General features: G+C 54.0%; 24 protein-coding genes. 8 read left to right on the forward strand and 16 right to left on the reverse strand.

Annotation, left to right across the window (positions count from 1 at the left end):
• Window positions 1–15: 15 nt before the first annotated feature.
• On the forward strand, window positions 16–924 hold the full coding sequence (gene dapA, locus DHf2319_RS04415; RefSeq protein ID WP_243479612.1) for a 4-hydroxy-tetrahydrodipicolinate synthase: 909 nt from the start codon (window positions 16–18) through the stop codon (window positions 922–924).
• A gap of 23 nt (window positions 925–947) precedes the next feature.
• Window positions 948–2,078, forward strand: a complete 1,131-nt coding sequence (bamC, locus tag DHf2319_RS04420) for an NlpB/DapX family lipoprotein (RefSeq protein ID WP_243479613.1) — start codon at window positions 948–950, stop codon at window positions 2,076–2,078.
• A gap of 153 nt (window positions 2,079–2,231) precedes the next feature.
• Here bamC and DHf2319_RS04425 read toward each other — a convergent pair whose 3' ends face one another.
• The 10 genes from DHf2319_RS04425 to paaN all read right to left on the reverse strand — a co-directional run bounded on the left by DHf2319_RS04425 (window position 2,232) and on the right by paaN (window position 11,557).
• Window positions 2,232–3,329 carry a 2Fe-2S iron-sulfur cluster-binding protein gene (locus DHf2319_RS04425; RefSeq protein WP_243479614.1) on the reverse strand — a complete coding sequence of 366 codons (1,098 nt, stop codon included), beginning with the start codon at window positions 3,327–3,329 and terminating at the stop codon, window positions 2,232–2,234.
• A 17-nt stretch (window positions 3,330–3,346) separates the two neighbouring features.
• The gene (paaD, locus tag DHf2319_RS04430; protein ID WP_243480004.1) at window positions 3,347–3,844 is read right to left on the reverse strand and encodes a 1,2-phenylacetyl-CoA epoxidase subunit PaaD; all 498 of its coding nucleotides are present in this window, start codon (window positions 3,842–3,844) and stop codon (window positions 3,347–3,349) included.
• A gap of 14 nt (window positions 3,845–3,858) precedes the next feature.
• Window positions 3,859–4,641, reverse strand: coding sequence for a 1,2-phenylacetyl-CoA epoxidase subunit PaaC (gene paaC, locus DHf2319_RS04435; RefSeq protein WP_243479615.1), 783 nt, complete (start codon window positions 4,639–4,641; stop codon window positions 3,859–3,861).
• Complete coding sequence (paaB, locus tag DHf2319_RS04440; protein ID WP_243479616.1) at window positions 4,641–4,937, reverse strand: 1,2-phenylacetyl-CoA epoxidase subunit PaaB; 297 nt, start codon at window positions 4,935–4,937, stop codon at window positions 4,641–4,643. The genes paaC and paaB overlap by 1 nt, the downstream gene beginning before the upstream one ends.
• On the reverse strand, window positions 4,934–5,935 hold the full coding sequence (gene paaA, locus DHf2319_RS04445; protein WP_243479617.1) for a 1,2-phenylacetyl-CoA epoxidase subunit PaaA: 1,002 nt from the start codon (window positions 5,933–5,935) through the stop codon (window positions 4,934–4,936). The genes paaB and paaA overlap by 4 nt, the downstream gene beginning before the upstream one ends.
• A 76-nt stretch (window positions 5,936–6,011) precedes the next feature.
• Window positions 6,012–7,220 (reverse strand): 3-oxoadipyl-CoA thiolase, encoded by a 1,209-nt coding sequence (pcaF, locus tag DHf2319_RS04450; RefSeq protein WP_243479618.1) that lies wholly within the window; start codon window positions 7,218–7,220, stop codon window positions 6,012–6,014.
• A gap of 32 nt (window positions 7,221–7,252) precedes the next feature.
• A complete protein-coding gene (gene paaK / locus DHf2319_RS04455) occupies window positions 7,253–8,575 on the reverse strand; it encodes a phenylacetate--CoA ligase PaaK (RefSeq protein ID WP_243479619.1) in 1,323 nt (440 codons plus the stop codon).
• A 29-nt stretch (window positions 8,576–8,604) separates the two neighbouring features.
• On the reverse strand, window positions 8,605–9,084 hold the full coding sequence (gene paaI, locus DHf2319_RS04460) for a hydroxyphenylacetyl-CoA thioesterase PaaI (protein WP_243479620.1): 480 nt from the start codon (window positions 9,082–9,084) through the stop codon (window positions 8,605–8,607).
• A 2-nt stretch (window positions 9,085–9,086) separates the two neighbouring features.
• On the reverse strand, window positions 9,087–9,881 hold the full coding sequence (gene paaG / locus DHf2319_RS04465) for a 2-(1,2-epoxy-1,2-dihydrophenyl)acetyl-CoA isomerase PaaG (protein ID WP_243479621.1): 795 nt from the start codon (window positions 9,879–9,881) through the stop codon (window positions 9,087–9,089).
• A gap of 8 nt (window positions 9,882–9,889) precedes the next feature.
• Complete coding sequence (gene paaN, locus DHf2319_RS04470; RefSeq protein ID WP_243479622.1) at window positions 9,890–11,557, reverse strand: phenylacetic acid degradation protein PaaN; 1,668 nt, start codon at window positions 11,555–11,557, stop codon at window positions 9,890–9,892.
• Between the two features lie 424 nt (window positions 11,558–11,981).
• Between paaN and paaX the strand changes: the two genes are divergently transcribed.
• Window positions 11,982–12,938 (forward strand): phenylacetic acid degradation operon negative regulatory protein PaaX, encoded by a 957-nt coding sequence (gene paaX / locus DHf2319_RS04475; RefSeq protein ID WP_243479623.1) that lies wholly within the window; start codon window positions 11,982–11,984, stop codon window positions 12,936–12,938.
• Between the two features lie 7 nt (window positions 12,939–12,945).
• Here paaX and DHf2319_RS04480 read toward each other — a convergent pair whose 3' ends face one another.
• Window positions 12,946–13,566 carry a phenylacetic acid degradation protein PaaY gene (locus tag DHf2319_RS04480; RefSeq protein WP_243479624.1) on the reverse strand — a complete coding sequence of 207 codons (621 nt, stop codon included), beginning with the start codon at window positions 13,564–13,566 and terminating at the stop codon, window positions 12,946–12,948.
• Between the two features lie 303 nt (window positions 13,567–13,869).
• Between DHf2319_RS04480 and DHf2319_RS04485 the strand changes: the two genes are divergently transcribed.
• The 5 genes from DHf2319_RS04485 to DHf2319_RS04505 all read left to right on the forward strand — a co-directional run bounded on the left by DHf2319_RS04485 (window position 13,870) and on the right by DHf2319_RS04505 (window position 19,388).
• Window positions 13,870–15,021 carry an ABC transporter substrate-binding protein gene (locus DHf2319_RS04485; RefSeq protein WP_243479625.1) on the forward strand — a complete coding sequence of 384 codons (1,152 nt, stop codon included), beginning with the start codon at window positions 13,870–13,872 and terminating at the stop codon, window positions 15,019–15,021.
• A 127-nt stretch (window positions 15,022–15,148) separates the two neighbouring features.
• Window positions 15,149–16,186 (forward strand): branched-chain amino acid ABC transporter permease, encoded by a 1,038-nt coding sequence (locus DHf2319_RS04490; RefSeq protein ID WP_243479626.1) that lies wholly within the window; start codon window positions 15,149–15,151, stop codon window positions 16,184–16,186.
• Window positions 16,183–17,976: a branched-chain amino acid ABC transporter ATP-binding protein/permease gene (locus tag DHf2319_RS04495; RefSeq protein WP_243479627.1), complete on the forward strand. Its 1,794-nt coding sequence runs from the start codon at window positions 16,183–16,185 to the stop codon at window positions 17,974–17,976. The genes DHf2319_RS04490 and DHf2319_RS04495 overlap by 4 nt, the downstream gene beginning before the upstream one ends.
• Window positions 17,976–18,755 (forward strand): ABC transporter ATP-binding protein, encoded by a 780-nt coding sequence (locus DHf2319_RS04500; RefSeq protein WP_243479628.1) that lies wholly within the window; start codon window positions 17,976–17,978, stop codon window positions 18,753–18,755. The genes DHf2319_RS04495 and DHf2319_RS04500 overlap by 1 nt, the downstream gene beginning before the upstream one ends.
• 33 nt (window positions 18,756–18,788) lie before the next feature.
• Complete coding sequence (locus DHf2319_RS04505; protein WP_243479629.1) at window positions 18,789–19,388, forward strand: hemerythrin domain-containing protein; 600 nt, start codon at window positions 18,789–18,791, stop codon at window positions 19,386–19,388.
• 27 nt (window positions 19,389–19,415) lie between these two features.
• On the opposite strand, the gene DHf2319_RS04510 is transcribed toward DHf2319_RS04505, so the two are convergent.
• From DHf2319_RS04510 to DHf2319_RS04530, 5 genes are all read right to left on the reverse strand, one after another.
• Window positions 19,416–20,588: a ribosomal protein uL16 3-hydroxylase gene (locus DHf2319_RS04510; protein ID WP_243479630.1), complete on the reverse strand. Its 1,173-nt coding sequence runs from the start codon at window positions 20,586–20,588 to the stop codon at window positions 19,416–19,418.
• On the reverse strand, window positions 20,585–23,191 hold the full coding sequence (mutS, locus tag DHf2319_RS04515; protein ID WP_440137313.1) for a DNA mismatch repair protein MutS: 2,607 nt from the start codon (window positions 23,189–23,191) through the stop codon (window positions 20,585–20,587). Before mutS ends, DHf2319_RS04510 begins: the two co-directional genes overlap by 4 nt.
• A gap of 37 nt (window positions 23,192–23,228) precedes the next feature.
• Complete coding sequence (locus DHf2319_RS04520; protein ID WP_243479631.1) at window positions 23,229–24,158, reverse strand: GDP-L-fucose synthase family protein; 930 nt, start codon at window positions 24,156–24,158, stop codon at window positions 23,229–23,231.
• Between the two features lie 68 nt (window positions 24,159–24,226).
• Complete coding sequence (locus DHf2319_RS04525) at window positions 24,227–25,213, reverse strand: NAD-dependent epimerase/dehydratase family protein (RefSeq protein ID WP_243479632.1); 987 nt, start codon at window positions 25,211–25,213, stop codon at window positions 24,227–24,229.
• Window positions 25,210–26,547, reverse strand: a complete 1,338-nt coding sequence (locus tag DHf2319_RS04530; RefSeq protein WP_243479633.1) for a nucleotide sugar dehydrogenase — start codon at window positions 26,545–26,547, stop codon at window positions 25,210–25,212. Before DHf2319_RS04530 ends, DHf2319_RS04525 begins: the two co-directional genes overlap by 4 nt.
• Between the last annotated feature and the right edge of the window lie 42 nt (window positions 26,548–26,589).

A 26,589-nucleotide genomic window follows, 5' to 3' on the forward strand; every position in this document is an offset into this window, starting at 1 on the left:
TCCTTGGTATCGATCATGAATTCGTCGTCCTCTTCCGCTCAGAGTCCCCAGTTTCGGGGCAGCATGGTGGCACTTGTCACGCCCATGCACCCCGATGGCAGTCTCGATTTGGTGAGTTATCGAAATTTGATCGATTGGCATGTCACCGAGGGTACCGATGCGCTAGTCGTAGTTGGTACCTCGGGGGAATCCCCCACGGTGGACATGGATGAACACGCCGAATTGATCAAAGTAGCCGTCGAACACGCCGCGGGTCGAATTCCCGTGATTGCCGGCGTAGGTGCAAATTCCACGGCTGAGGCGATCCACCTGGCCGAGCATGCGAAGAAAGTCGGTGCCCATGCGGGTTTGTCGGTGGTGCCCTACTACAATAAACCCTCGCAGGAGGGAATGTATCGGCACTTCAAGGCGATCCAGGAAGCAGTTGACTTGCCAACGATTCTATACAACGTGCCTGGCCGTACCGTCGCAGATATGAGCCATGACACGGTATTGCGGCTTGCCCGAATCCCCGGGATTGTTGGCATCAAGGATGCCACTGGCGATATCGGCCGTGGCGGTCTTCTTATCCGTGATGTGCCTGAAGGTTTTCAGATATTTAGCGGTGATGACCCAACGGCGGCTGCATTAATCATGCTCGGGGGGCATGGCAATATTTCTGTAACTGCAAACGTTGCCCCCAAGGACATGCATGAGCTTTGCCTGGCAGCGGCCAATGGCGATGTCAAAACCGTCAGAAGGCTAAACGCAAAGCTTGCATTACTGAATAAGCTGTTGTTTGTTGAGGGCAATCCAGTTCCGGTTAAGTGGGCATTGGCCCAGATGGGTCGCATGCCAGGTGGCATCAGACTGCCGCTGTGTGAACTGGGTGCAGCCCATCATGAGCCCCTCAGGGCTGCTCTTGTAGAGGTAGGTTTATTGTGATGACCAGGCGGTTTGGACACAAAATGACCCCACTGGCCAAGCACTTGTTGATTGCTTTGGTTGCAATGGGCTTGTCTGCTTGCAGCACAGTGAGAGAGACCCTTAGCGGTGAAAACTCAATTGACTATAAATCTGCCCAGCGAGTCGATCCATTGAGCATACCGCCGGATCTGACGCAAGCTGCCGCTGACCCTCGTTATCGTGCGCCCGCAAGCGGCTCGACAACGCTTAGCCAGTTTCAGTCTATGAATCAGACTGCAGCAGCGACCACGCAGGGCGCATTGACTCAAGTCGCTGTGTTACCGAGCTACGCTGGCATCGAAGTCAAACGTGACGGTAACTTACGTTGGTTGGTTGTTGATCAATCACCGGAAGTGCTGTTCCCAAAAATTGAAGAGTTCTGGTACGAGAACGGATTTAACCTTGATGTCATCGATCCAAAAGCTGGGATCATGATTACTAACTGGGCCGAAAACCGCGCCAAGATCCCGGAAACTGGTTTACGCGAGCTTCTTGGTACTTTTCTTGAGACGATATGGGATAGTGGGGAGCGTGAAAAATTCCGTACGATTCTCGAACGCGTAGAAGGTGATCGCACCGAGATTTTTATCTCTCACGAGCAGATGGTTGAAGTGCTTTATGGCGTCGAGAAGTCTGATGTGCAGTGGGAGCGTGGCGAGGAAGATCCTGGCTTGAACGCTGCAATGCTCGCCCGCTTGATGGTTTATCTTGGTGAAGATGTCCAACAGGCTCGCGAGAAAATGGCGCAGGCTCAAGAGCAAGCCCTCAAGCCCGAGGTGCAAAACAATGTGGCAAGTAATGGGACGATCACGATCGATGAACCGTTCGAACAAGCTTGGCGTCGAGTTGGGCTTGCATTGGATTCAGGCAATTTTGCAGTCGATGATCGCAACCGTTCTACTGGCGACTTCTATGTACGCTACGTGGATACTGATACGGGACGCAAGATCGAGGAACCAGGTCTTTTTTCTCGTTTGTTTGGATCCAAGCCAGCACCTGTGGCCACCCAATACCGCCTGAACTTGAAAGCAGAGGGTGATCGCACAGTGGTTCGAGTCTTCGATGAGCAGGGTGTTGAGCAGACGAATGAGACGGCAAACCGTATTTTGACGGTGTTAGCCGAGCGTCTCTAGGATCTCACCCACATCACAAAGCGATTCAGGCTCGTGTTTGACTGAGCCAATCAAAACAAATGACCCAAACTGACTGGTTTGGGTCATTTGTTTTGTAGAGGTATCTTGACTGCCCTTTGGCGCAGGGCAAATAGGTTCGTTCAGACCTTCGGTCTACCGCTCGTCGAAACTGACCTTCAAGTGCTTACTGGTTGCTCGCGCCTGGCAGGTCAGTACAAAGCCCTGTTCGACCTCATCACCCTCTAGCGTGAAGTTCTTGTCCATGGTGGTGCTACCTTCGAGCACTTTTGCGCGGCAGGTGCAGCAGACGCCCGCCTTGCACGAGTAGGGAAGGTCTAGGCCTGCTTCAAGTGCTGCATCCAACACATGATCCTGATCCGAGAGGTGAATCTCGTGCTCCATGCCATCAAGAATCAGGGTCATGGTGATGTCCTTGGCAGCTTCGGCTTTTTCTGCAGCGGCGGTCTGTGCGCCCACCGGTTTGGCCCCCTCGGGTAGATTGACAGTAAAGCGTTCTGTCCGAATTCGGTCAGATGCTACGCCAGCTTCGGTCAGTGCGGTTTCAGTGGCTGTGATCATTTGGTCTGGACCGCAGATAAAGACTTCGTCCATACTGCCAACTGGCAGCAGGGCACTGATGATGTCTTTAACTTTTTGTCCGTCGATGCGTCCTTGTAGAAGATCAACTTCCTGAGCCTGACGTGACAGCACATGAATCATGGTCAAGCGATCACGAAAGCGGTCTTTCAAATCCTGAAGCGCTTCGTTAAACATCACACTGGACATACGACGGTTACCGTAGATCAGCGTGAACTTTGAGTCGGGCTGCTCTTCAAGGGTGCTAGCGGCAATGGAAAGAATTGGTGTGATGCCAGAACCGGCAGCGAAGCCAACGCGGTGAATGGCACGCTTCTTTTTAACCACAAATCGACCATCGGGTGGCATCACGGCAATACGGTCGCCGGGCTTGACTGATTGGGCTGCCCAGTTGGAGAACAAGCCACCTTCGACCGGGCGGATGCCGATTTCAAGCTCCCCGAAATTGCGCAAGCGACTGCGCGGGCTGCTAATTGAATAATTGCGTCGCACATCCTGGCCGTTGATTTGCGCGCGCAGCGTCAGGAATTGGCCAGGCTCAAAGTCAAATGACGATCTGGCGTCGTCTGGGATATCAAACGTGATGGCCACTGCGCCAGCGGCTTCTGGGTTGACACGTTTGACTGATAGTTCTTGGAAACGAGGGGCTGACATGGCTAGCTCTCCACCCTTTAATAGGGTTTGAAATAATCAAAAGGCTCGCGACAATCGAGGCACTTGTAGAGTGCTTTGCACGATGTCGAGCCGAATTGTGAAATCACAGTTGTATTATTTGAGCCGCATTGTGGGCAAGCTACTGACAACGCTGCAGGTTTGCGTGACAGGTGCACGATATGCTCAGACTGTGTTGTGGTGTGTGGCGGGGCAATGCCGTACGCGCGCAATTTCTCTTTTGCATGCTCACTTATCCAGTCCGTGGTCCAGGCAGGAGACAACTGAGTAATCACTTTGGCATGGATGCCTGCGGCTTGCAGCGCCGCATTGACATCGTCTTCGATTTGGCCCATGGCCGGACAACCGCTGTAGGTTGGGGTGATGACAACCTCAACACCGTCGGCATCCTCGCGAATCTCGCGCAAGACCCCCAGCTCACGCAACGTGATGACGGGGATCTCAGGGTCAGTCAGTGGTTCTAGCACTGCCCAGGCTTTATCGACGGTCTGGCTCATCATTGCCTCCACACTTACCAGGTGGCACCAGGATGAGCGCGCGCCAATCCTTGCATTTCACTTAGCAGGTAGCTCAAATGCTCGGAATGAATACCTTGCTTGCCTTGTGGCACGTAACCCTTGACTTCTGGACGTGACAAAGTCGCCTCAGTCAGTGTCTGGTCAATGATTTCTTGCCAGTCATGACGAAGCTCAGCGATATCGACTGCGGCACCGGAGGCAAGAGCTTCGGTCTCTAGCTCGCTTGGCACCCAGAACTCAGCGGTGTATGGAAACAGATAGTCCAGTGCTTTTTGAGCGCGATCGTGCGATTCATCCGTGCCATCCCCAAAGCGAACCACCCAGTCACCGGTGTGTTGTAGGTGATAGCGGCTCTCTTTAATCGATTTTTGGGCAATGGCGGCAAGCTCTTCATCTGGCGACTGTCCGAGCCGCTCCCAGACCAATACCATCAGTGCATGGTATAGGAAGTTACGAACGATGGTCGTGGCGTAGTCACGATCAGCAGCAGCGTAACCCACCAGTGGCCCAAAGTTCGGTAGCTCTAGCAGCGTGTAATTACGGAACTCGGAGTCTGCCCGGAAATAAGCCAAGGTGTCTTCGGTTGCGTTGCCGCCAATTCGATTGGCTGCCAGTTGATACAACAGGCGAGCCTGGCCAATCAGGTCTAAGCTGACGTTGGCCAATGCCAAGTCCTCTTCCAGAATTGGACCATGACCACACCATTCGGCATTGCGCTGGCCGAGTACCACGGCGTTATCGGCCAAATGCAAAAGATATTGAGTTGGTGCCTTCATTACATGTGCCCCACTTCATCCGGAATGTCATAAAAAGTCGGGTGCCGATAAATCTTGTCAGCTGCTGGATCGAACAGTTCACCCTTGTCGTCAGGGTTGCTAGCAGTGATTTGGACCGAGGGAACAACCCAGATGCTCACACCCTCCTGGCGGCGGGTGTAGACATCACGTGCCATGCGCAATGCTTGCTGAGCATCGGCTGCATGCAGGCTGCCACAATGTTTGTGTTCCAGTCCTTGCTTGCTACGAATAAATACTTCCCAAAGCGGCCAGTCTTTCAGTGCGGGGGTGTTCATGCTGCCTCCTTATGGGCACGTTGTGCTTGCTTGCGGGCGTAGGCCATGGCGGCATCACGTACCCATTGACCATCGTTGTGTGCCTTCACGCGTGTAGCCAGACGCTCTTTGTTGCACGGGCCGTTGCCTTCCACGGTGTTCCAGAACTCTTGCCAATCAATCTGACCGAAGTCGTAGTGCTGACGCTCTTCGTTCCACTTGAGCTCAGGATCGGGTAGGGTGACGCCAAGCACTTTGGCCTGCGGTACGGTGGCGTCGACAAACTTTTGGCGCAGGTCATCATTGCTGATGCGCTTAATACCCCATTGCATCGCTTGTGCCGAATGTGGGCTATCGGCATCTGGCGGGCCAAACATCGCCAGGCATTTCCACCACCAGCGATTAACCGCGTCTTGAACCATCTGCTTTTGTTCATCGGTGCCGCGCATCATCACCAGTAGCGCCTCGTAGCCCTGGCGTTGATGGAACGACTCCTCTTTACACACGCGGATCATCGCGCGTGAGTAGGGGCCATAGGAACAGCGGCAAAGCGGGATCTGGTTCATGATGGCAGCACCATCGACGAGCCAGCCAATCACGCCAACGTCGGCCCAGTTCAAGGTGGGGTAATTAAAGATGGAGCTGTATTTGGCCTTGCCGCTATGCAGTGCGTCAATCAGGTCGTCGCGACTTGCGCCCAGGGTCTCGGCTGCTGAATACAGATACAGGCCGTGACCACCTTCATCCTGGACCTTGGCAATCAGGATTGCTTTGCGCTTAAGGCTTGGTGCCCGTGAAATCCAATTGCCTTCAGGCAGCATGCCAACCACTTCGCTATGCGCGTGCTGGCTGATCTGGCGCACCAAGGTCTTGCGGTAGGCATCGGGCATCCAGTCTTGTGGTTCGATACGACCATCGGCTGCAATGCGTGACTGAAACTTTGCTTCTTCCGGGCTCAGGTTCACTGCAACGGCGGCAGCTTGGTTCTGGCCGGGGATGTCCATGGCTTGTGTGTACATATCATCCTCTCCTTGTTTGGCTGGCCCGGACGTGCTTCCCGATGGCCAGTGAGTGCTTATGCTCGGCTAATAATCCTTAAACTCGCTCAATGATCATGGCAATGCCTTGTCCAACGCCAATGCACATGGTGCATAAGGCAAATCGGCCATTGCGACGATGTAATTCGTACATGGCTGTGGTGACCAGTCGAGCGCCGCTCATGCCTAACGGGTGACCCATGGCAATCGCACCGCCATTCGGATTGACACGGGTCTCATCGTCGGCCAAGCCTAAGTCGCGTGTGACTGCAAGGGCTTGAGCTGCGAAGGCTTCGTTCAGCTCAATCACGTCCATCTGGTCAAGTGTCATGCCAGTCATGGCCAACAGCTTGCGAACCGCAGGTGCTGGTCCAAACCCCATGATACGTGGCTCTAGTCCTGCCGTGGCCATGGCAACCACGCGTGCGCGTGGCGTCAAGCCATACTGCTTGGCAGCCGTCTCTGAGGCAACCAACAAGGCACAGGCACCATCATTGACGCCAGAGGCATTGCCAGCTGTCACGCTTAAGTCCGGGCCATTGACACCCTTCAGTTTGGCTAATTCTTCGATGGTTGCGTTCGGCCTGGGATGTTCATCGGTATCAAAATTGATCGGGTCAGCTTTGCGATTTTTTTGCACCGACACGGGGATCAATTCATCGGCAAAGCGCCCGGCAGCGTGGGCTGCGGCCCAACGTTGCTGTGAGCGCAATGCAAACGCGTCCTGATCTTCACGGGCGATCTTGAATTGTTCAGCGACATTGTCAGCGGTTTGCGGCATGCTGTGGGTGTCGTAGAGTTTTTTCATGAGCGGATTGACGAAGCGCCAGCCGATCGTGGTGTCAAAGATCTGTGCTTGCCTGGAAAACGCGCTGTCAGCCTTGCCCATCACAAATGGGGCGCGCGACATGCTTTCAACGCCGCCCGCAATCATGAGCTCGCCTTCACCGCACTTGATGGCACGGGCTGCCATGCCGACAGCATCCATGCCTGAACCGCACAGGCGGTTAACGGTGGTGCCTGGCACGTCAACTGGCAGTTGCGCCAGCAACCCGCACATGCGTGCGACGTTTCGGTTGTCTTCACCGGCCTGATTGGCGCACCCATAAATGATGTCATCCACACGGGCCCAATCAACGCCGGTGTTTCTTTGCATCAGCGCGGCAATTGGCAGCGCGCCCAGGTCATCTGTACGTACTGATGACAGCGTACCGCCGTAGCGGCCGATGGGTGTACGCACTGCATCACAAATAAAGGCTTCTTTCATGTCGTTCTCTGTTCTCTTTAATTTGGCAATATTTAGTCTTGTTTAGGGCGTTCATCAATCACACGCTTGGCCTTGCCAGTCAAGGTGCGGGGAATTGACTCCACGCCGAGTACGCTAACCTTGGTGGTGATGCCGATATTGGTCTTGATGTGATGTTGCAACTCGCGCGCGATACCCGCGATTTCAGCGTCTGATGCGTTTGCGAGTTCTCGTTGAACTTCACAGCGCACCTCGACATTGTCCAGATGACCATCACGTGTCAGCACAATCTGATAATTGCCGCTTAATCGCTTGTCGCGCAGTACTTGTTCCTCAATTTGCGTCGGGAAGACGTTAACGCCGCGCACGATCAGCATGTCATCTGAACGCCCAGTCAATTTGCCGATGCGACGAAATGACCTTGCCGTGGGTGCCAACAGTTTGGTCAGGTCGCGGGTGCGGTACCGAATGACCGGAAACGCCTCTTTGGTCAGGGAGGTGAAGACAAGTTCGCCTTCCTGGCCGTCAGGCAGGACTTCCTCGGTAATGGGGTCGATGATCTCTGGATAGAAATGGTCTTCCCAAATGACTGGGCCATCTTTTGTTTCGATGCACTCACAGGCCACGCCTGGCCCCATCACTTCCGTGAGCCCATAGATGTCGATGGCATCGATGCCGAGCTTGCTTTCGATTTCCGCCCGCATGCCTTCGCCCCAAGGTTCAGCCCCAAAAATCCCGATCTTTAGCGAAATGTCCTCGGGCTTGACGTTCTGACGCTCGAACTCTTCGGCAATCACCAAGGAGTAGGAAGGCGTGACCATAATGGCCTGAGGCTTAAAGTCTTGGATCAATTGCACCTGACGCTCAGTCTGTCCGCCAGACATCGGCACGACAGTACAGCCTAAACGCTCAATGCCTGCATGGGCACCTAAACCACCGGTGAACATGCCATAGCCGTAGGCGTTGTGTACCATGTCGCCAGCACGCACACCGGATGCGCGCAACGAGCGCGCGATCAGGTCAGCCCAATTGTCCAAGTCATTGCGTGTGTAGCCAACTACCACTGATTTGCCGGTGGTGCCGCTTGAAGCGTGCAGGCGCAACACTTTGTCACGCGGTACAGCGAACAAGCCAAAGGGGTAGTGGTCACGAAGGTCCGTTTTGGTCATGAACGGAAACTTTGACAAGTCAGACAACGACTTCAAGTCATCGGGATGCACGCCCTTTTGTTGGCAACGCTCGCGATACGGTGCCACGTTGTTATAGGTATGGCGTACCGACCATTTCAGGCGCTCGAGTTGCAGCGCAGAAATCTCGTCGCGGCTGGCGGTTTCAATCGTCTCGAGCTCGCCGGGGCTGGGTTTTTTTACGGGCACTGTCTCCTCCACTCTGTGTGCGGTAGCGGTTATGTTGTTGATTGATTTGATTGCTGCAAGCCAGCGATCACTTCACCGGCGATTCGGTAGCTCTTGCCCCTAAACAGCGCGACTTGCCGCCCTTCGAGGGTTTGAACGGTGATGTCATAGACGCCTGTGCGGCCTGCTAAAGATCGTTCGATGGCCGTGGCACGCAAAGTTTCTCCTTTGCGAGCTGGCGCCAGGAAATCGATCGTGCAAGCAGAAGCAACCGTGGTCTGGTTGTAGGCATTGCATGCATAGGCGAATGCAGTGTCAGCCAAAGTAAAAATCATGCCGCCATGACAAATGTTGTGGCCGTTTAGCATCTCGTTACGCACATCCATCAAAAGCGATGCTTTGCCTGGTGCCACTGACTCAATGCGTATGCCGAGTGCCTGGGCAGCATGGTCACGAGACCACATCGCCTCGGCAACGGCTTCAGCGAGTGCTTGTGGGTTTTGAGATTGTTCGATTGTGTACTCAGCCATGTTCACTTTCCCTTAAAGACGGGCGCACGTTTTTCAATGAATGCGCGCACGCCTTCGGCATAGTCATATGACGCACCGAGCTCACTCATCCATTTACCCTCAAGCCCAAGTTGGCTTTGAAGTGTCTCGGTCATGCTCGCGCGCATGGCTTGACGCGTGCGTACCAGCGCTTTGGTGGGCATGGCGGCCAGTTCGGTTGCCAATCCGGTCACGCGGGCGTCAAATTCGTTGTCTTCGACTGCCTCCCAAATCAAGCCCCAGTCAGCTGCCTTGGCTGCTGGCAGTTTTTGGGCGAGCATGGCTGCACCCAGAGCGCGCGCCATACCGATTCTGTTCGGGTAGAACCACGTGCTGCCCGTGTCCGGGATGAGGCCAATCTTGCTAAATGCCAGCATAAAGGAGGCACTGGTCTTAGCGATGGTCATGTCACATGCCAATGCCAGACTCGCGCCTGCGCCGGCGGCGATGCCGTTAACCGCTGCAATGGTTGGCATCTTTAGTTCTTGCAGACGCATCACCAGCGGTTTGTAGTTTTTTTCTACGACAGAACCCAAATCAGCCATCTGCCCGGCTGCGTCTTTGAGTTCTGGGTCGGCAAGGTCTTGTCCGGCACAAAATCCACGCCCTGCGCCGGTGAGTACCAGCACACGGGCCTCGCCGCCAGATTGCAGGCCATCGAGCGCATCACGCAACTCCGCATGCATCTGTCCGGTAAAGCTGTTGAGCTTGTCTGGGCGATTGAGCGTGATTCGCGCAACCGAGTCCTTGATCTCAACAGTGATGGTTTGGTAACTCATCGTGGTCCTTAGATGTGATAGCGGCGCTGGATCACGCGGAAACGGTTGGCGACAAAGGCGGCATCGGTATAGGCGGCATTGGCTGCCGGATTGCCACCCGTGCCGTGGTAGTCAGAAAACCCGGCCGATTGATTCACCAGCACACTGCCGGTCAAATTAATCGATAGGGCAACTTTGCTGCGCCAAGTCGCTTCGGTCATGGATTGAATGACCGCATCGTTTGTAGAGTAGATGCCAACGGTCAGTGCACCGTGGGTGCTAACCACCCGCTCAGACAATGCAATGGCTGCTGCCGTGTCAGCGACTTTGACCACAAAGCTGATCGGGCCAAACCGTTCTTCCATGTAGGCGGCCTCATCTTGCGCATCGCAAGTCAACAGCACTGGCGCGCGCACCGTCGCGTTCGGGAAGTCTGGGTTGGCTAGTGCTTGCGACGGTTGGATGACTTTGCCAAGCGCGCCACTGTTGGCCAACTCAATTCGTGCTTCTGTGTCTTTTGACTGGATTGCGCCCAGCACCGCCAGCGCCACTTCAGGCTTGGCCAGCAAGCGCCCAATCGCCTTGCCCAGATCAGCGCATACTTCATCAAAAGATTTATGGCCTTCATCGGTCTGAATACCACCTGCAGGGACAAAGATCGCTTGCGTGGTTGTGCACATTTGACCGGAGTAGAGCGACAAGGTGAAAGCGATGTTGCCCAACATCGTTTTATACGAGTCGGTCGAGTCAATCACGATGTTATTCACGCCCGCGAGTTCGGCATATACATTGGCTTGCGGGCAGTGATCGTAGAGCCATTGCCCAAAACTGTTGCCACCGGTGAAGTCAACCGATTTGATGTCAGGGTGGGTGGCCAGTGTTTGTGTCACGCTGCGGTTCGGAGCCACGCATAACGACACGAGGTTTGGATCGATGCCGTATTCGCTAAGCACGGCTCGCACAGTGCGCACCGTGATGGCTGCCGGCAAAATCGCATTGCTGTGGGGCTTGACAATGACACCGTTGCCGGTAGCCAGTGCGGCAAATAGTCCAGGATAAGTGTTCCAGGTCGGGAAGGTGCCGCAACCAATGACAAGCCCCACACCACGCCCAACAATTTCAAAGTGCTTACGCATTTGGATCGGCGGGTTTTTGCCTTGCGGTTTTTCCCAGGAAGCCTCCGAAGGAATAAAGCTTTGCTCGCGCCATGCCCACGCCACAGAGTCCAAGCCTTTGTCCTGAGCGTGCGGGCCACCGGCTTGAAACGCCATCATCCAGCCCTGACCGGTGGTCATCATCACCGCATGTGCGATCTCAAAGCTTTGTTGGTTGATCCGGTGCAGGATCTCCAGGCAGACGCCTGTGCGTCCTTGCGCTCCAATGGCTTGCCATTGAACCATCGCTTGCTTGGACGCGGCAACCAGCGCATCAGGCTCACAGACCGGATATTCGATGTTTAAGTCAATGCCATAGGGGGAATTTTCGCCGCCATGCCAGCCTGTTTGTCCTGGCTGATCTAGCTCGAACTGTTTACCCAAGTGTGCCTCAAACGCTGCCTTGCCAGTCTCGGCGGCTTGCTCGCCGTAGTTTTTTGGGCTTGGTGTTTCCGGATAGGGCGTCCAATAGCCACGGTTTGCAATGGCAGATAGAGCCTGCTCAAGAGTCTGCTGATGCTTCACAAAAGCCGGGTGCGCCATTGAAACTGCTCCTTCGGGACATTGAATATTGGATTAGGATTGATTAAACGATACAAATCTATTTAATTTATGTCAATAGTTAGTATCTTATTTTTTGATATGCCAGACGCTCTCGCCGGTGTCGGTTTGCTGACTCCTTTTTACTAGTAGAAACCCTTATTTTTTGTGCCAGCAGATGTTTTTCTCCTAGGTAAAATCTAGATCAAGATAAGTTTTTGTCCTGTGAGATTGTTCAAAAAGATACATTAAATGTAATAAGTCTATTAAATTAAGTATCATAAATAGGTTGTGTAAAAAGATAAATTGTGTCTTTTGGTGACAAGCTTGAGCTGAGGTTGTGTCAAATTGCTGGGGATTTGTTGACCAAACCGATCAGGCAACACCTGTAGAATCCTGAGTTCAGTTAGTGTCCGAGGAATAAAGCATGGCCGTATCTGCCATCAGTCGCCGAATTGAGAGTTTTAGCCAACAAAGCAGGATCAAGGCCGGCTCCTTGATTACCTCTTTGCTTGGCGATGTGGTGGTACCACGCGGTGGACGGATTTGGTTGGGTAGTTTGATCGACTTGCTTGAGCCCATGGGTCTAAACGAGCGGTTGGTGCGCACTACAGTATTTCGTCTGGTTCGAGACGGCTGGCTCGAATCCAAGCCACTGGGCCGACGCACAGACTATCTGTTGTCTCCAACCGGTAGCAAGCGCATCGAGAAAGCAGCTAAAAGCATCTATGCTTCCAGCCATCCCAACTGGGATCGGCGCTGGCGGCTGATTATGGTCGTTGGTGACTTGTCGGCCAAGGATCGGGATCGCTTAAGGAAAGCGTTGATTTGGCAGGGTTTTGGCGTACTCGGTGGTAATTGCTTCGTGCATCCGAGTGCTGACCTGACGGTAGCATTTGACGGCTTGGTGCGCGATGGGCTCGGCGACCTACTGAAAAAGCTAAAGCCCTTGATGGCGGCTGGACCTGGTGCTTTGTCCTCTGCCGCAAGCGATGTTGACATGGTCAACGCGGCTTGGGATCTGGATCAACTTGCGCAAATGTATCGGGATTTCCTGTCGAGATACCAGCCGATTTTAAGTCAGTGCCAAACGGCTGGTGATACGGTTACGGCGCAGCAGGCATTTGTGGCCCGGGTGCTGCTGATTCATGACTATAGGCGACTGCTATTGCGTGACCCCATGCTGCCTGATGTCCTGCAGCCGATGAACTGGCCTGGCCAGCAGGCAAGGCTGCTGTGCGGTGAGCTCTATCGGCGCCTTTTGCCAGCGTCTGAGCAGTTCCTCGATCGGCACTACCAACTTGCCGATGGCAGCACGCCCGTATTTATTGATGTGTTGCAAGAGCGGTTTCGCGAAGCGGATCCCCTGCCACTGACGGGCTAGGCCAGCTTCAATTGTTCTGTTTGGCTTTGAGCGTCACCAAAGGTACTACACCAGGCATTTCAATACGCTTTCGATTCGGCTCAACGGTTTGTAGCGGTTTAACCGCCTGCATCGTTGACAGGCTTCGGCGCGTGAGCGCTTGGTATAAGGCAGTGCCCTCTGATTTCCAATCGATTTCCTGCTGCGAAAGTTCGCGAACGACTTTGGCAGGCACACCTGCGACCAGCATGCGATCAGCAATGACGGTGCCGGCTTTAACAAACGCCGAGGCCGCCACTATCGCCTCTTTGCCGATCACCACGTTGTCCATGACAACCGCATTCATCCCCACCATGGCGTTGTAGCCGACCCGACAGCCGTGCAGGACGGCGCCATGGCCAATGTGACCATTTTCTTCTACGACGGTTTCGCCATCCGGAAATCCGTGCATGACGCAGGTGTCTTGAACGTTGGCGCCGCGCATGAGTACCAAGCGACCAAAGTCGCCGCGCAGGCAGGCCGCGGGGCCGACATAACAATCAGGCCCGACAATGACGTCGCCGATGAGCACGGCGCTAGGGTGGACGTAGGCGCTAGGATCAACGACTGGGGTAATGCCGTCGATTGAATACACTTTTAATTCATTCATTTGTTACCTTTTGTATCTATTTTCTTATGTGGGTTTTGTCTCGTTTGTACTTCTGGAAAACCCTAATGTAAAGGGTTGGCTTCATAGAGGTGGGTGTAAGGCTTATCAAAAACGATACATAAAATTTTGTTGACCTTTTGATTTGTATCATATCTAATCAAGACGGACTGGTGCTGGGTGTCGGCTTTTTTTGTCATGGCAATGGCGAGCCTTGGAGCACTGCACCACCTCAAAAGTCGCACCAAGCGGTGCTCACGCGGGCGCCATCGAGATCAACTTTTGCACAAGACTGAAGGAGACACAATGAAATTCAAGCAATCAATCATGGCCGTTGCTGCCTTGTCGCTAGCGGCATCGGTCGCACACGCTGACATCAATGTTGGCGTGGTGGTCTCTGCCACTGGGCCTGCTGCCTCGCTTGGCATCCCCGAGAAGAACACCATTGAGCTTTTGCCCAAGACCATTGGTGGTGAAAAAGTCAACTACATCATTCTCGATGATGCATCGGACACCACCACGGCTGTGAAAAACGCACGCAAGTTGTTGACCGAAGATAAAGTGGATGTCATCGTCGGTTCCACCATCAGCCCGGCTTCATTGGCCATGATTGATGTGGTTGCTGAAGCACAGGCGCCCATGATCTCGATGGCTGCCTCTTCGCGTATCGTTGAGCCGGTTGATGAGAAGCGCCGCTGGGTATTTAAAACCCCGCAAAATGATCAGCAAATGGCATCAGCCATTGTCCAGCATATGGCTGCCAATAACGTTAAAAAAGTCTCCTACATTGGCTTTGCAAACGCTTATGGTGAGGGCTGGCTTGAACAGTTCAAGCGTCAAGCTGGCGCCAAGGGCATCGAAGTAGTGGCTACCGAGAGCTTTAATCCAACTGACACGTCAGTCACAGGCCAAGTGCTCAAGGCCATGGCTGCCAAGCCTGATGCCGTGTTTATCGCCGGGTCGGGTACACCGGCGGCCTTGCCACAGAAGACATTGCGCCAACGTGGCTACACCGGCCCGATTTATCAGACACACGGTGTTGCCAACAACGACTTCTTGCGCATTTGTGGCAAAGACTGTGAGGGTACGTTGCTACCAGTAGGTCCTGTCCAGATGGCCCGTAGTCTGCCCGACAGCCATCCGGTAAAGGCCAGCGCCATGGAGTATGTCCAAGCCTATGAGGCGGTACATGGTCCGGGTTCAGTCTCAAGTTTTGGTGGTTATGCTTGGGATGCCGGCGTGTTGCTGCAAGCAGCTATCCCCGAGGCCCTTAAAAAAGCCCAGCCTGGTACGCCCCAATTTCGCGCTGCATTGCGCGATGCTCTGGAGAATGTCAGAAATGCGGCTGGTGCCTCTGGCATCTACAACATGTCTGCCACGGATCATCTAGGCCTTGACGATCGCTCACGGGTGATGATCACGATCAAGGACGGTACCTGGACGCTGTTACCCCAGTAAATGTCGGTCGCAATTGGAGGCGGGATTTATTTGCCTCCAATTGCTTTAACCTCAAAAATCGACGGCTCAAAGCCGTCATCGGTTAGCGCCCTTTAGCGCGTTGATCCGGTCAAAGAGACCCACTCCCATGGATTTCGATATTGCATTGATACTGACCCAGGACGGGATCACCAATGGCGCCATTTATGCGTTGTTGGCGATGGCACTGGTGCTGGTGTTTGCTGTGACTCGGGTAGTTTTTATTCAACAGGGTGAGTTTGTTGCCTACGGCGCACTCACACTGGCCATGATTCAGGCAGGCAATGTGCCAGCAACCGTTTGGATGCTCGTGGTGATGGGTGTGGTTCTGACGGTTATTCGCACGGTGCAGGGCTTGCGCGATGGTCAGGTGTTGGCAGGTCTGTCGGCAGGACTCTGGAATGTAGCCTATCCGGTCGCGGTTGCGGTCTTGTTGCTGTTACTGCCCCTGGCTGAGTTACCGATCGTGGTGCAAGTGGTGTTGACATTGGCAGTGGTGGTCCCGATTGGATCGATGATGTATCAGCTGGCCTATCAGCCGATCGCATCGGCGCCGGTATTGATTTTGTTGATTGTCTCAGTGGCCGTGCATATTGCGATGGTCGGGCTTGGCTTGCTGTTCTTTGGGGCTGAGGGATTCCGTACCAAGCCATTTAGCGATGCTTTTTTTGAGATGGGCCCGGTGCTGGTCTCTGGTCAAACCATCTGGGTGATTCTGACTTCAATTGTGTTGATTGTCGCGCTCTACCAGTTCTTTGATCGCACCATTTACGGCAAGGCTTTAAGGGCCACTGCCATTAACCGGATTGGCGCACGCTTGATGGGCATCTCGCCCAACCTAGCTGGCAAATTGACCTTTCTGTTGGCGGCGTTCATCGGTGCTTTGTCCGGAATTTTGATTGCGCCCATTACCACGGTGTACTACGACACCGGCTTTTTGATTGCATTGAAAGGATTTGTGGCGGCCATTATTGGTGGCTTGGCCAGTTACCCCTTGGCTGCCATTGGCGCCATTGTGGTCGGTATTCTTGAAGCCTTCTCGTCGTTTTGGGCCAGTGCTTACAAAGAAGTCATTGTGTTTACGCTCATCATCCCAGTGTTGTTGTGGCGCTCCCTCAAATCCCATCATGTGGAGGAAGAGGAATGAGAGCCGATCGAGTTGTTTTGACGCTATTTGTAGTCTTGGCGCTAACCGCCCCTGGCTTGTTGTCTGACTACTACGTCTCCGTGCTCAATTACATCGGGCTGTACGCGATGGTCGCTTTAGGCTTGGTTTTGCTCACAGGGGTGGGCGGCTTGACAAGCTTTGGGCAGGCCGCATTCGTGGGGCTCGGTGCCTACACAACGGCTGTACTGACGACGGCGACCGATTTGCCGGCGTCAATTGCGTGGGCGGCTTCTTCGCCCTGGATCACACTGCTGTTGGCGCTCTTGCTCACAGCCGCTGTTGCCTACGTGTTGGGCGCCTTAACGCTTAAGTTATCTGGTCATTTTCTGCCGCTAGGCACCATTGCCTGGGGCATTAGCCTTTACTTTTTGTTTGGCAATCTGCCAGGTTTGGGCGGCCACACAGGCATCACTGGTGTGCCACCGGTTAGCCTGTTTGGCATGGACCTGAACTTGGGCCAGGAAATCTACTATTTGATTCTGGCATTTTTGTTAATTGGCATGTTGACCATTCACAACCTGCTTGACTCGCGTGAGGGCAGGGCGATCCGTGCACTTAAGGGCGGACGTGTGATGGCAGAAGCCATGGGTGTCAATACCAGTCGCTCACGCATGATCATCTTTGTGCTGGCGGCGTTACTGGCCTGTGCGTCGGGGTGGTTGTATGCCCACATGCAGCGGTTTATCAATCCGACACCCTTTGGCCTGCACATCGGCATTGAGTATCTATTCATGGCAGTTGTCGGTGGCGCTGGCTATGTCTGGGGCGCATTGCTCGGCGCAGCCATCATCACCATCGCCAAACAATGGTTGCAGGACTTGCTGCCGGCATTGCTAGGGGCAAGCGGCAACTTCGAGATGATCGTGTTTGGCTTGATCATGGTGTTGGTGCTACAGCGTGCGCCCGATGGACTTTGGCCTGTGATAAAGCGATTTGTACCGATTCGGGTGCCCAACAAAAAAATTAATGAACAAGCGCCCGATTTGCCGCGTCGAGCGATGCCCCAGCCTGGTGAAGTGATCTTGCAAGCCGTTGATGTCACTCGCAAGTTTGGTGGATTGGTGGCCAACAACAACATGTCGCTTGATGTGCGAGCTGGTGAGATCTTGGCGTTGATTGGGCCTAATGGCGCCGGCAAGAGCACGATGTTTAATCAGCTCTCAGGGGTCGATACCCCGACATCGGGTGATGTGTTCTTTCGAGGGCAATCAGTCGCTGGCAAAGAGTCACGCGAGATCGCTGGTCTGGGCATGAGCCGCACCTTTCAGCACGTGAAATTGCTCGCGAGCATGACCGTTCTGGAGAACGTGGCCATTGGGGCACATCTGCGTGGTGACAAAGGGGTGATCAGTGCAGCCTGGCGGCTAGACCGGGCGCAAGAAGCGAGTCTGTTGAAAGAGGCGGCGCGACAGATTGAGCGGGTTGGCTTGGGCGAGTTGATGTTTGAGCAAGCCGGCAACCTGGCACTTGGGCAGCAGCGCATCCTGGAGATTGCACGCGCCTTGTGTGCTGATCCTTGTTTGCTATTGCTTGACGAGCCCGCAGCAGGCTTGCGATTCAAAGAAAAACAAGCCCTCGGTGAACTCCTTCGTAAGTTGCGCAATGAGGGTATGGCCACCTTAATCGTAGAACACGACATGGATTTTGTGATGGGCCTTGCTGATCGTGTGGTGGTGATGGAGTTCGGTGAAAAAATCGCCGAGGGCTTGCCCGAGGAGGTACAACAAAACCCGGCCGTGCTTGAAGCCTATTTGGGAGGTGTGGAGTGATGCAGACTGAAAGCAATGTCTCAACCCCCGCCGGCACTGATGTCCTCACGGTTAAAGAGCTGTGTGTTTCTTACGGCAACGTGCAAGCGTTGACAGCAGCCAACCTCAGTGTTGGGCAAGGCCAGATTGTGACGGTGATTGGCCCTAACGGCGCCGGTAAAACCACCATGCTATCGGCAATCATGGGTTTGCTGAAGTCCACTGGCCAGATTGAATTTGCAGGGCAAGTCCAGGCATCACCCGAGGTAGAGCAATTGGTGGCCAAAGGTATGAATCTGGTGCCAGAGAAACGGGAACTGTTTGGCGAAATGTCGGTTCAGGACAACCTTGTGCTGGGGGCCTTTCAACGCTACCGCATGGGTAAACGTGATCATGGTCAGACGCTTGACGAGGTCTACAGCTTGTTTCCAAGGCTTAAGGAGCGTAGCGGGCAGATGGCGGGCACACTGTCTGGGGGGGAGCGCCAAATGTTGGCTGTTGGCCGTGCGCTGATGGCAAAGCCCAAACTGTTGATGCTGGATGAGCCGAGCCTAGGACTTGCACCGCTGATTGTGCGCGAGATATTTCGCATCATTGCTGAGTTGCGGCGTCGAGGCGTGTCAATTCTATTGGTGGAACAAAATGCCAGGGCTGCACTGCAAGTGGCTGACTATGCTTACGTTCTTGAGAATGGTCAGATTGCCATGCACGGGCCGGCTTATGAATTGGCGGACGATAAGCGAGTTATTGAGGCATATCTAGGATTTGGCGGCAAGCATCAGGATATGCTGTCAAAGTAGGGAGCTCAAAGTTAAGCAGACAAGGAAAGTGCCATGCAAGCCATGCGTATATTGTTAGATGAACATCAGTCATTGGCCGCTATCATCCATGCGATACGTCACATGATCCGCGAGATTAGTGCCGGTAAGTTAAAGCCCGATTTCAAGCTATTGCACGCCATGGTGCATTACCTCGATGCTTATCCCGAGAAGAAGCATCACCCCAAGGAAGACGAGTTTTTGTTTGCGCCGTTGCGCGCGCGAACTGACAAGGCTAGCGAGGTACTCGATCGTCTTGAAGCTGAACATGCGACCTCTGACGCCCGCATCGCTGCGCTTAGTGAGGCATTAAACACATATGAGGCGGATCCGGCGAATGGGTTTGTTGCTTTTAACGAGGCGTTTGAGAAATACGCTGAGTTCTACCGCGAACACATGATGCTTGAAGAAAGAGAAGTGTTGCCACTGATTCGCGAATGCTTTACCGATGAGGACTGGGCGTTTGCAAATGCCGGATTTGAGAAGTCTCAAGACCCGATGGGTGGCACTCGCCGGGGCTCCGGTGAAGAGGATTTTGGCAGGATTTTCTCCAAGCTGGTAGAAGCCGCGCCCGCTCCAATAGGCTTGGGGTTGGGGCCCTATAAGGACGATTGAGCGCTTGGGTGAGTATTAGAAAGGGCGCTAGCTTTTGAGATGAAGCCAGCCAGCATCAAGCCAGTCGAGTAAGCAATCGCGAGTGGCCATGGATAAGCCGCGCAGCGTTGCTTGAGTCAGATGCAGGTTACGGTGATTGGCCAGACGCTTTAAGATGGCGTTTGGTTTGATTGATGCGAGCTCACCGTTGATGAACAGCATCGTGTCCCGGTAAATCATTCGAGTTCGACGGTCAAGCACCAGATGGCCGTTCGATCGCAAGTCAGACACCTCGACACTTGGCTCAAACACAGCCAAAGGGTTGGGCTCTGTTAGCCAACATCCAAGAAACCGACAAGCTAGTGCATGATCAAACCGCAAGGATTTCACTGCATTGATGCTGGCGTTAATCATGGTGTCAGGGATCAGTGCTGGCTCCGTGACAGCAGCCTGTTCCGGATCACGCAGCCGTGCCGACAAATCCGGGCCTGCCAAGGGGGGGTCAGCCATCGGGCTGGTTGCGCCATGCTCGCGGGCAGCAATTTGCTCAGCCGCAGCCTCTAGCATGCCTTGCGCTAAAGTCGCCATATCAGGCGCTCGAAACCCGACCGAGAGCGTCATGCAGTCATTAGTCAGTGCAATGCCGTCATGGGCGGCATGAGGGGGGAGATAGAGCATATCACCCGGCTCGAGCACGGCATCCTCTTGTGGTGTGAAGTTTTTAAGGATCTTTAGTGGCAGCCCATCTATCAGAGTTAGATCTTTCTGCTGCCCAAATTTCCAATGTCGCTGACCTTGGGCTTGAATTAAAAACACGTCATAACTGTCGAAGTGTGGGCCTACGCCACCACCTTGGGTGGCGATGCTGGCCATCAAGTCATCAAGGCGAGCTGACGGCACAAAATTGAACTGGTGCAACAGTGCGCTAGCGCTGTCGCTATGAATGTCGAGGCTTTGAACTAAAAGTGTCCAGTTTGGTTCCTTTGCGCCCGGAAGACTGCCAAACGGACCATGCTCAAGTTGCCATTGTCCTTGCTCTTGCCAAATCAGACGTGACTGCACGTCATCGCGTTTGCTGAGCTTTTTCAGGTTGGCAGCGCTTACCGGCGGCTCAATACCAGGAAATGCTTGCTTGACCAGCAAAGGTCTCTTCTGCCAATGGTGGTGCATGAATTGCTCGGCTGTCAGTCCACCGAGCATGGCAAGGGGTTTATGGGTCATTGGTTCAGTTTTGATTTAAGGATATACAGCGCATCGAGTGCTTCGCGGGGCGTCAGTACATCAGGGTCCATCGCGGCCAGCTCATCGAGTATCTCTTGCGCCAGTGACGAAGTTTGTGTCTCAGCTGCCGTTTGATCAACGGCGCTAAATAATCCGAGTTGTGGTGATGGTGCGCCTAGCGTTTCAAGTTTTTGTAATTCTCGCGTCGCTTGGCGAATGACTGCAGCGGGTATACCGGCACGCTGAGCGACCTGGATGCCGTAACTGCGGCTTGCGGGCCCATCTCGCACCTCATGCAGGAACACGATGCCAGCTGGTGAGTCGGTTGCTGCCAAATGCACATTGGCTGAGCACGGATTATCAGCCGGTAGTCTGGTCATTTCAAAATAATGAGTGGCAAACAGTGTTAATGCACGATTGTGGCTCAGCAATCGATTGGCAATTGCCCAGGCTAGCGCCAGGCCATCATAGGTCGAGGTGCCCCGCCCAATCTCATCCATGATGACTAAACTCGAGGGTGTACTGGCTGACAGAATGGTCGCTGCTTCAGTCATTTCCATCATAAATGTCGAGCGTCCACCCGCTAGATCGTCGGCGGCACCGATGCGAGTAAAAATTCGGTCAATCGTACCGATCCGCGCGTGTTGAGCTGGAACATAACTGCCGGTACGGGCTAATAGGCAAATCAGCGCCACTTGGCGCATGTAGGTGGATTTGCCCCCCATATTGGGTCCTGTCACGATCAGCAGCGACCGTTGGGCGTGAAGGTGACAGCTGTTGGGCGTGAACCGCTCGATGGTGTTTTCTACGGTCGGGTGACGACCTTCCCGGATGTCAATGACAGGTTCATCAAGTAATTCGGGTGCGACCCATGCGTTAAGGCTTGCATGGTGCGCCAACGCAGCCAGCGCATCGATTTGTGCCAGCGCTGCAGCTGCAGCGCTTAGGGCACTGACAGCTGTGGCGAGCTGCTCGAGTAAGTCGTCAAATAACCATTTTTCGCGGGCAAGTGAGCGTTCCTGGGCTGACAGGATCTTGTCTTCCCATTCTTTGAGCTCTGGTGTAATGAAGCGTTCAGCATTTTTGAGGGTCTGACGCCGGCGATAGTCATCGGGTACTTTGTCGAGTTGAGCCTTGGTGACCTCGATAAAAAAACCATGAACGCGGTTGTATTCCACACGTAAATTCGCGATGCCGGTACGTGCACGCTCTCGTGTCTCGATATCAATCAGTACGTTGCCTTGATCGGTTGATAGTCTGCGCAACTCGTCAAGATCACTGTCGTAGCCAGCGGCAATCACACCACCCTCTCTGATTTGGACTGCAGGCTCTGGCGCAATGGCCCGCACTAAAATCTCAGTCGTCGCCGGGTCAACCCAAAGCGTCTGCTCAAGTTCGGTGAGGTGCGAGCTATTGACGCAGATACTGTTCAAACAGTCACGCAAGGCTGGCAGCGCTTGCAGCGCATCACGCAAACTCGCAAGTTCACGTGGCTTGACTGATCGTAGTGCCAAGCGGGTGGCAATACGCTCGAGGTCCGGCAGGGCGGCCAATTGATGGCGTAATGTGGCGAGCGCCCCTAACTGTTCGCTTGCGAGGAGTTCGCCGATCGCCTCTTGGCGTGCTTGTGCCGATGTATTGTCCCGTAACGGGTGATGCAACCAGCGCTTTAATAAACGGCTGCCCATGGGCGTGCCGCAGTGATCGAGCAGTGAGAATAGCGTCGGTGACGCTTGGCCATTGATGGTTTCACTGATCTCGAGATTGCGTCGTGTTGCCGGGTCCATCAGGACGAATTCGGTAGCACGCTCTGCGGTTAGCGTCTGGACATGTGGCAAGGACTGCGATTGAGTACGGATGGCGTAGCGCAGCAAAGCACCGGCTGCGCAGATCGCTGTATCGAGGTCAGCGATGTCAAATCCAGCGAGTGATGTCGTGTTGAAGTGATTAAGTAATTGCTGCTCGGCGTCCTTGCGCTCAAAGTGCCAGGTTGGCACGGAACTGATGCTGCAATGTCGTATCTCGGGAGCGCTTTGGTCTTGCGCAACGATGAGCTCGGCTGGCTCAATCCGGTCAAGTGTTGCTGTCACAAGATCACCTCGACACTCAGTGAGTCGAAACTCACCACTGGCCAGGTTAAGCCATGCAATGCCGGCCGTTCCGGTTGGCTTATTGGCACGTACTGGTTGCCAATAGGCAGCCAGACAACGGTCGGCTTTCGTTGGCAGCAGTGCGTCGTCAGTCAACGTGCCTGGGGTGATAATTCGCACGATTTGACGCTCTACCGGGCCTTTGCTGGTAGCAGGATCACCGATTTGTTCGCACACCGCAACTGACTCACCCATGGCAACGAGCTTGCCCAAATACTGATCTACTGCATGGACAGGGACACCGGCCATCGGGATGGGGGCACCGTTGGATGTGCCTCGCTTGGTCAGTGTCAAGTTGAGCAGTCGAGCGCCTTTCTCTGCATCGCCATAAAACAGCTCATAGAAGTCACCCATTCGATAAAACAGCAACATCTCGCCAGCCTGCTCTTTAAGCCGGAAGAACTGCTGCATCATCGGGGTGTGCTTTTGAGGGTTGCTGTCTTTGTCGCCCATTTTTACTTCAGTCGCGCAATTACTTTGTCAAACCGAATCAAGCGTGTGTGGTCAGCCACCAAGCATACATTTTTTGAATGCCTTGAGCGATGGATGTCTGTGCTTTCCAGCCCAGACGTTCAATGCGACTGTTATCCATTAGCTTTCTCGGAGCACCATCCGGGCGACTCGTATCGAATTTGATGTCACCTTGATAGCCAGTTACCTTTGCCATCAGGTGGGCGAGATCCCGCACAGAAATTTCCTCGGATGAGCCTACATTGATCATGGTATCAATGTCCTCGCGACCCATCAGAAAAACACAGGCAGCCGCTAGGTCATCGACATCAATGAGCTCTCGCATGGCAGCGCCGGTACCCCAGACCACCACCTCATTGATTCCGGCGAGTTTGGCTTCGTGAAACCGCCGCATCATGCCTGCGACAACGTGACCGTGGTCGGGGTGAAAGTTATCCCCAACACCATAGACATTGCTTGGCATGATGGTGATCGCATCAAAACCGTACTGAGCCCGATAGGCGTCGCACATCACCTTGCCGGCGATCTTGGCGGTGGCGTAGGGCAGGGTGGTCGGTTCAAGGGCACCAGTCATCAGGCTGGTCTCTTTGAGTGGTTGTTCGGCTATTTTTGGATACATGCAGCTTGAGCCAAGGAAAAGCAGGCGCACGGCGCCATGCCGGTAAGCTGCATCAATCACGTTGGTCTGAATCAGCAGGTTCTCTCGAATAAAGTCGGCGCCCTGGGTGCTGTTTGCCAAAATCCCACCCACCTTTGCAGCCGTCAGAAAAACATACTCGGGCTTGGTTTGTTCAAAGAACTTTTCTACAGCGCTCGCATCGTCTAAAGGGAGTTCGGCATGGGTTTTCATGATGAGGTTCTCGTAGCCTTGGGCTTTAAGGCTGCGAACAATGGCAGACCCGACCATGCCTCGGTGTCCAGCAACATAGATTCGGGCGTTTTTATTCATCCTTTATCTTCCTCGGGTTTCTAAAGATTCATTTTTGATCGGCTAGCGTTGTCCGGAGCGCGCAGACTTTACAGCAGCCCATCCATTGGCAAGCGATCCATGTTTTGCAGATACCATTGGACGGTCCGCTCCAGGCCAGTGCGCAGGTCAAATCGTGGCTCATATCCAAGTTGACGCATCTTGGAAATATCGGGGCAGCGACGCACCGTACCTCCTTCAGCGGCTTCGGATGTCTGTATCTGCAGCGCCAGTCCCATCGCAGCACCTACCTGATTTGCCAAGGTGTTGATGGCGACCTCTTCATCATTGCCGATGTGATAGATCTCGCGTGTCACGCCATGTTCGTACATCCGCAAAATCCCGGAAACGGCATCATCAACATAACAAAACGCGCGCGTTTCATGACCGCTTCCCTGTATTGGAAAGGGAACTGTTTGCTGGTTGTTGCTCGAGCTGCTAGCGGCGCGAATGATGAACTGTGGGATGACGTGCTTGGTGCCCATATCAGGGCCGTATACATTGTGGGGGCGAAACACCTGGACTTTGCGCCAATGATCCCTGGCGTAATTAAATGCAATCAGTTCAGAGATGATTTTTGAGCCACCATAGGAATAGCGCGGGTTCAGGCTGTTCGGTAGTGTCAGTGCAATGTTCTCGTCAGTGGGGACGAAGGCTGGCGTCTGATACACCTCGGCACTAGAGGCTAAGACCAAGTCAGGTACGTTGGCCTTGCGGCAGGCGTTGACAACTGCTAGCGCTCCACGGATTCCAACATCGAGCACGAGCTCAGGTTGGGTGTAAAAATTTTCTGTGCCATTAATGGCGGCCAGATGCATGACCACGTCGGCTCCAGACACAGCCTTTGTAACGGCATCTTCATCGCGGACATCGACATTGAAGATTTCAATGTCGTCTAGCACAGGTTGCAATCGGGTCTGATCGCCACGTGTCAGATTGTCGATGACTCTGACAGACCATCCCTTCCGAACGAGATGCTTGACCAGGTGCGCGCCGATAAAGCCACTGCCGCCAGTGACGACTGCCCGTGTCTTCATGACGTCCTCCGACTGACATTGCCGACAGCGAAGTAGTCCTTTATCCAGCCACCTGCGCTCAGGTCGCTAAAGTGGTTCCAATAGTCGTAGATGAAGCCCCCGGGCTGCATCATTGCCAGCAGTGTGGCTGGGGGGTGCTCGCCAAGCGCCGGATGGTTATTGGCGATGATGACAACGCTAGCCCCCCTAACGGCAGTTTGTAAGTCCTGGCAAGCGGTGATGCCGCAGACTTGCTGACTCAGCGTATCAGCATCGATGACTGGATCAAACGCATGAATATCCATACCAGGTTGTGCTTGTGCAAGCTCATCGAGGACTTTGATGGACATAGATCCCCTTAGGTCATCGGTGGCTGGCACACCTTTGAAGGCCATGCCCAGCAATGCAATCTTTGCGCCAGGTGCAATGGCTCGCGTGCGCATGAGCTTGGTAATAAAGGCGACTGTCTCTTGCGGTTGGCGCTCGTTGATGATTCTGCTGGCTTGGGTCATTTCTAGTGAAATGCCTCTGCTTTGGGCGCTATGCGCAAAAATATGAGGGTCTTTTTCCAGGCAGGGGCCACCCACCAGTCCAGGCAGGGGTACATTGGTGCGGTCGTAGCCCAGCTTGCCCGAGGCAATCACTTCGCTGGCATTGACATCAAAGGCTTCGCACAGTCTGGCGACTTCGTTGGCGAAAGCGAACTGAACATCACGATAGGTATTGTCAACAAGCTTGAGTATTTCGGCTGCTTCGAGGCTTGAGACCTGGACGATGGAGTTGGTCAATCGCCGAAACAATGCGCCAGCCTGGTCACGAACCGGTTGTGTGTCAGCGCCGATGATCTGCGGTAGCTTGCGCAGCTCAAGCAACGCTTTACCTTCAAGCGTGCGTTCAGGACACATGGCAATATGGAATGACTTGCCAGATGCCTGCAAAATCGGCATCACGACCCCGCGCGTTGTACCGATCTGTACGGTTGACCTGACAATGACCAAGGCGTTTTCTGGCATGGCGTTGGCTACTTCGTGGGTAGCGGCTTCAACCATGTCGAGCCTGGGCTTGCCATGGGAATTTAATGGCGTTCCCACGGTGATGATATACGTGCCACAAGGCTGGCTATTATCGACACTTGTACTGGCTCTGAGTGATCCAGATGCAATGGCTCTTTTCATGGCATCGGCCAGCCCGGGTTCAGTAAAGTGCGGTTGGGCTTTATTGGTCAACTCAACAATGTGAGGGCGTTTTTCAACGCCAATGACTTCAAACCCGGCCTCGGCCATGACTGTGGCTAAGGTCAAACCAACGTACCCCAACCCAATGACACAGACTCGATTTTCTTTTGTTTGGCTCATAAGGCAAGGTATCTTGGATGGATGATTATCGGGCTTGTGCTC

It is taken from the genome of Orrella daihaiensis, from assembly GCF_022811525.1.
In the GTDB taxonomy this organism is placed as follows: Bacteria; Pseudomonadota; Gammaproteobacteria; order Burkholderiales; family Burkholderiaceae_B; genus Algicoccus; species Algicoccus daihaiensis.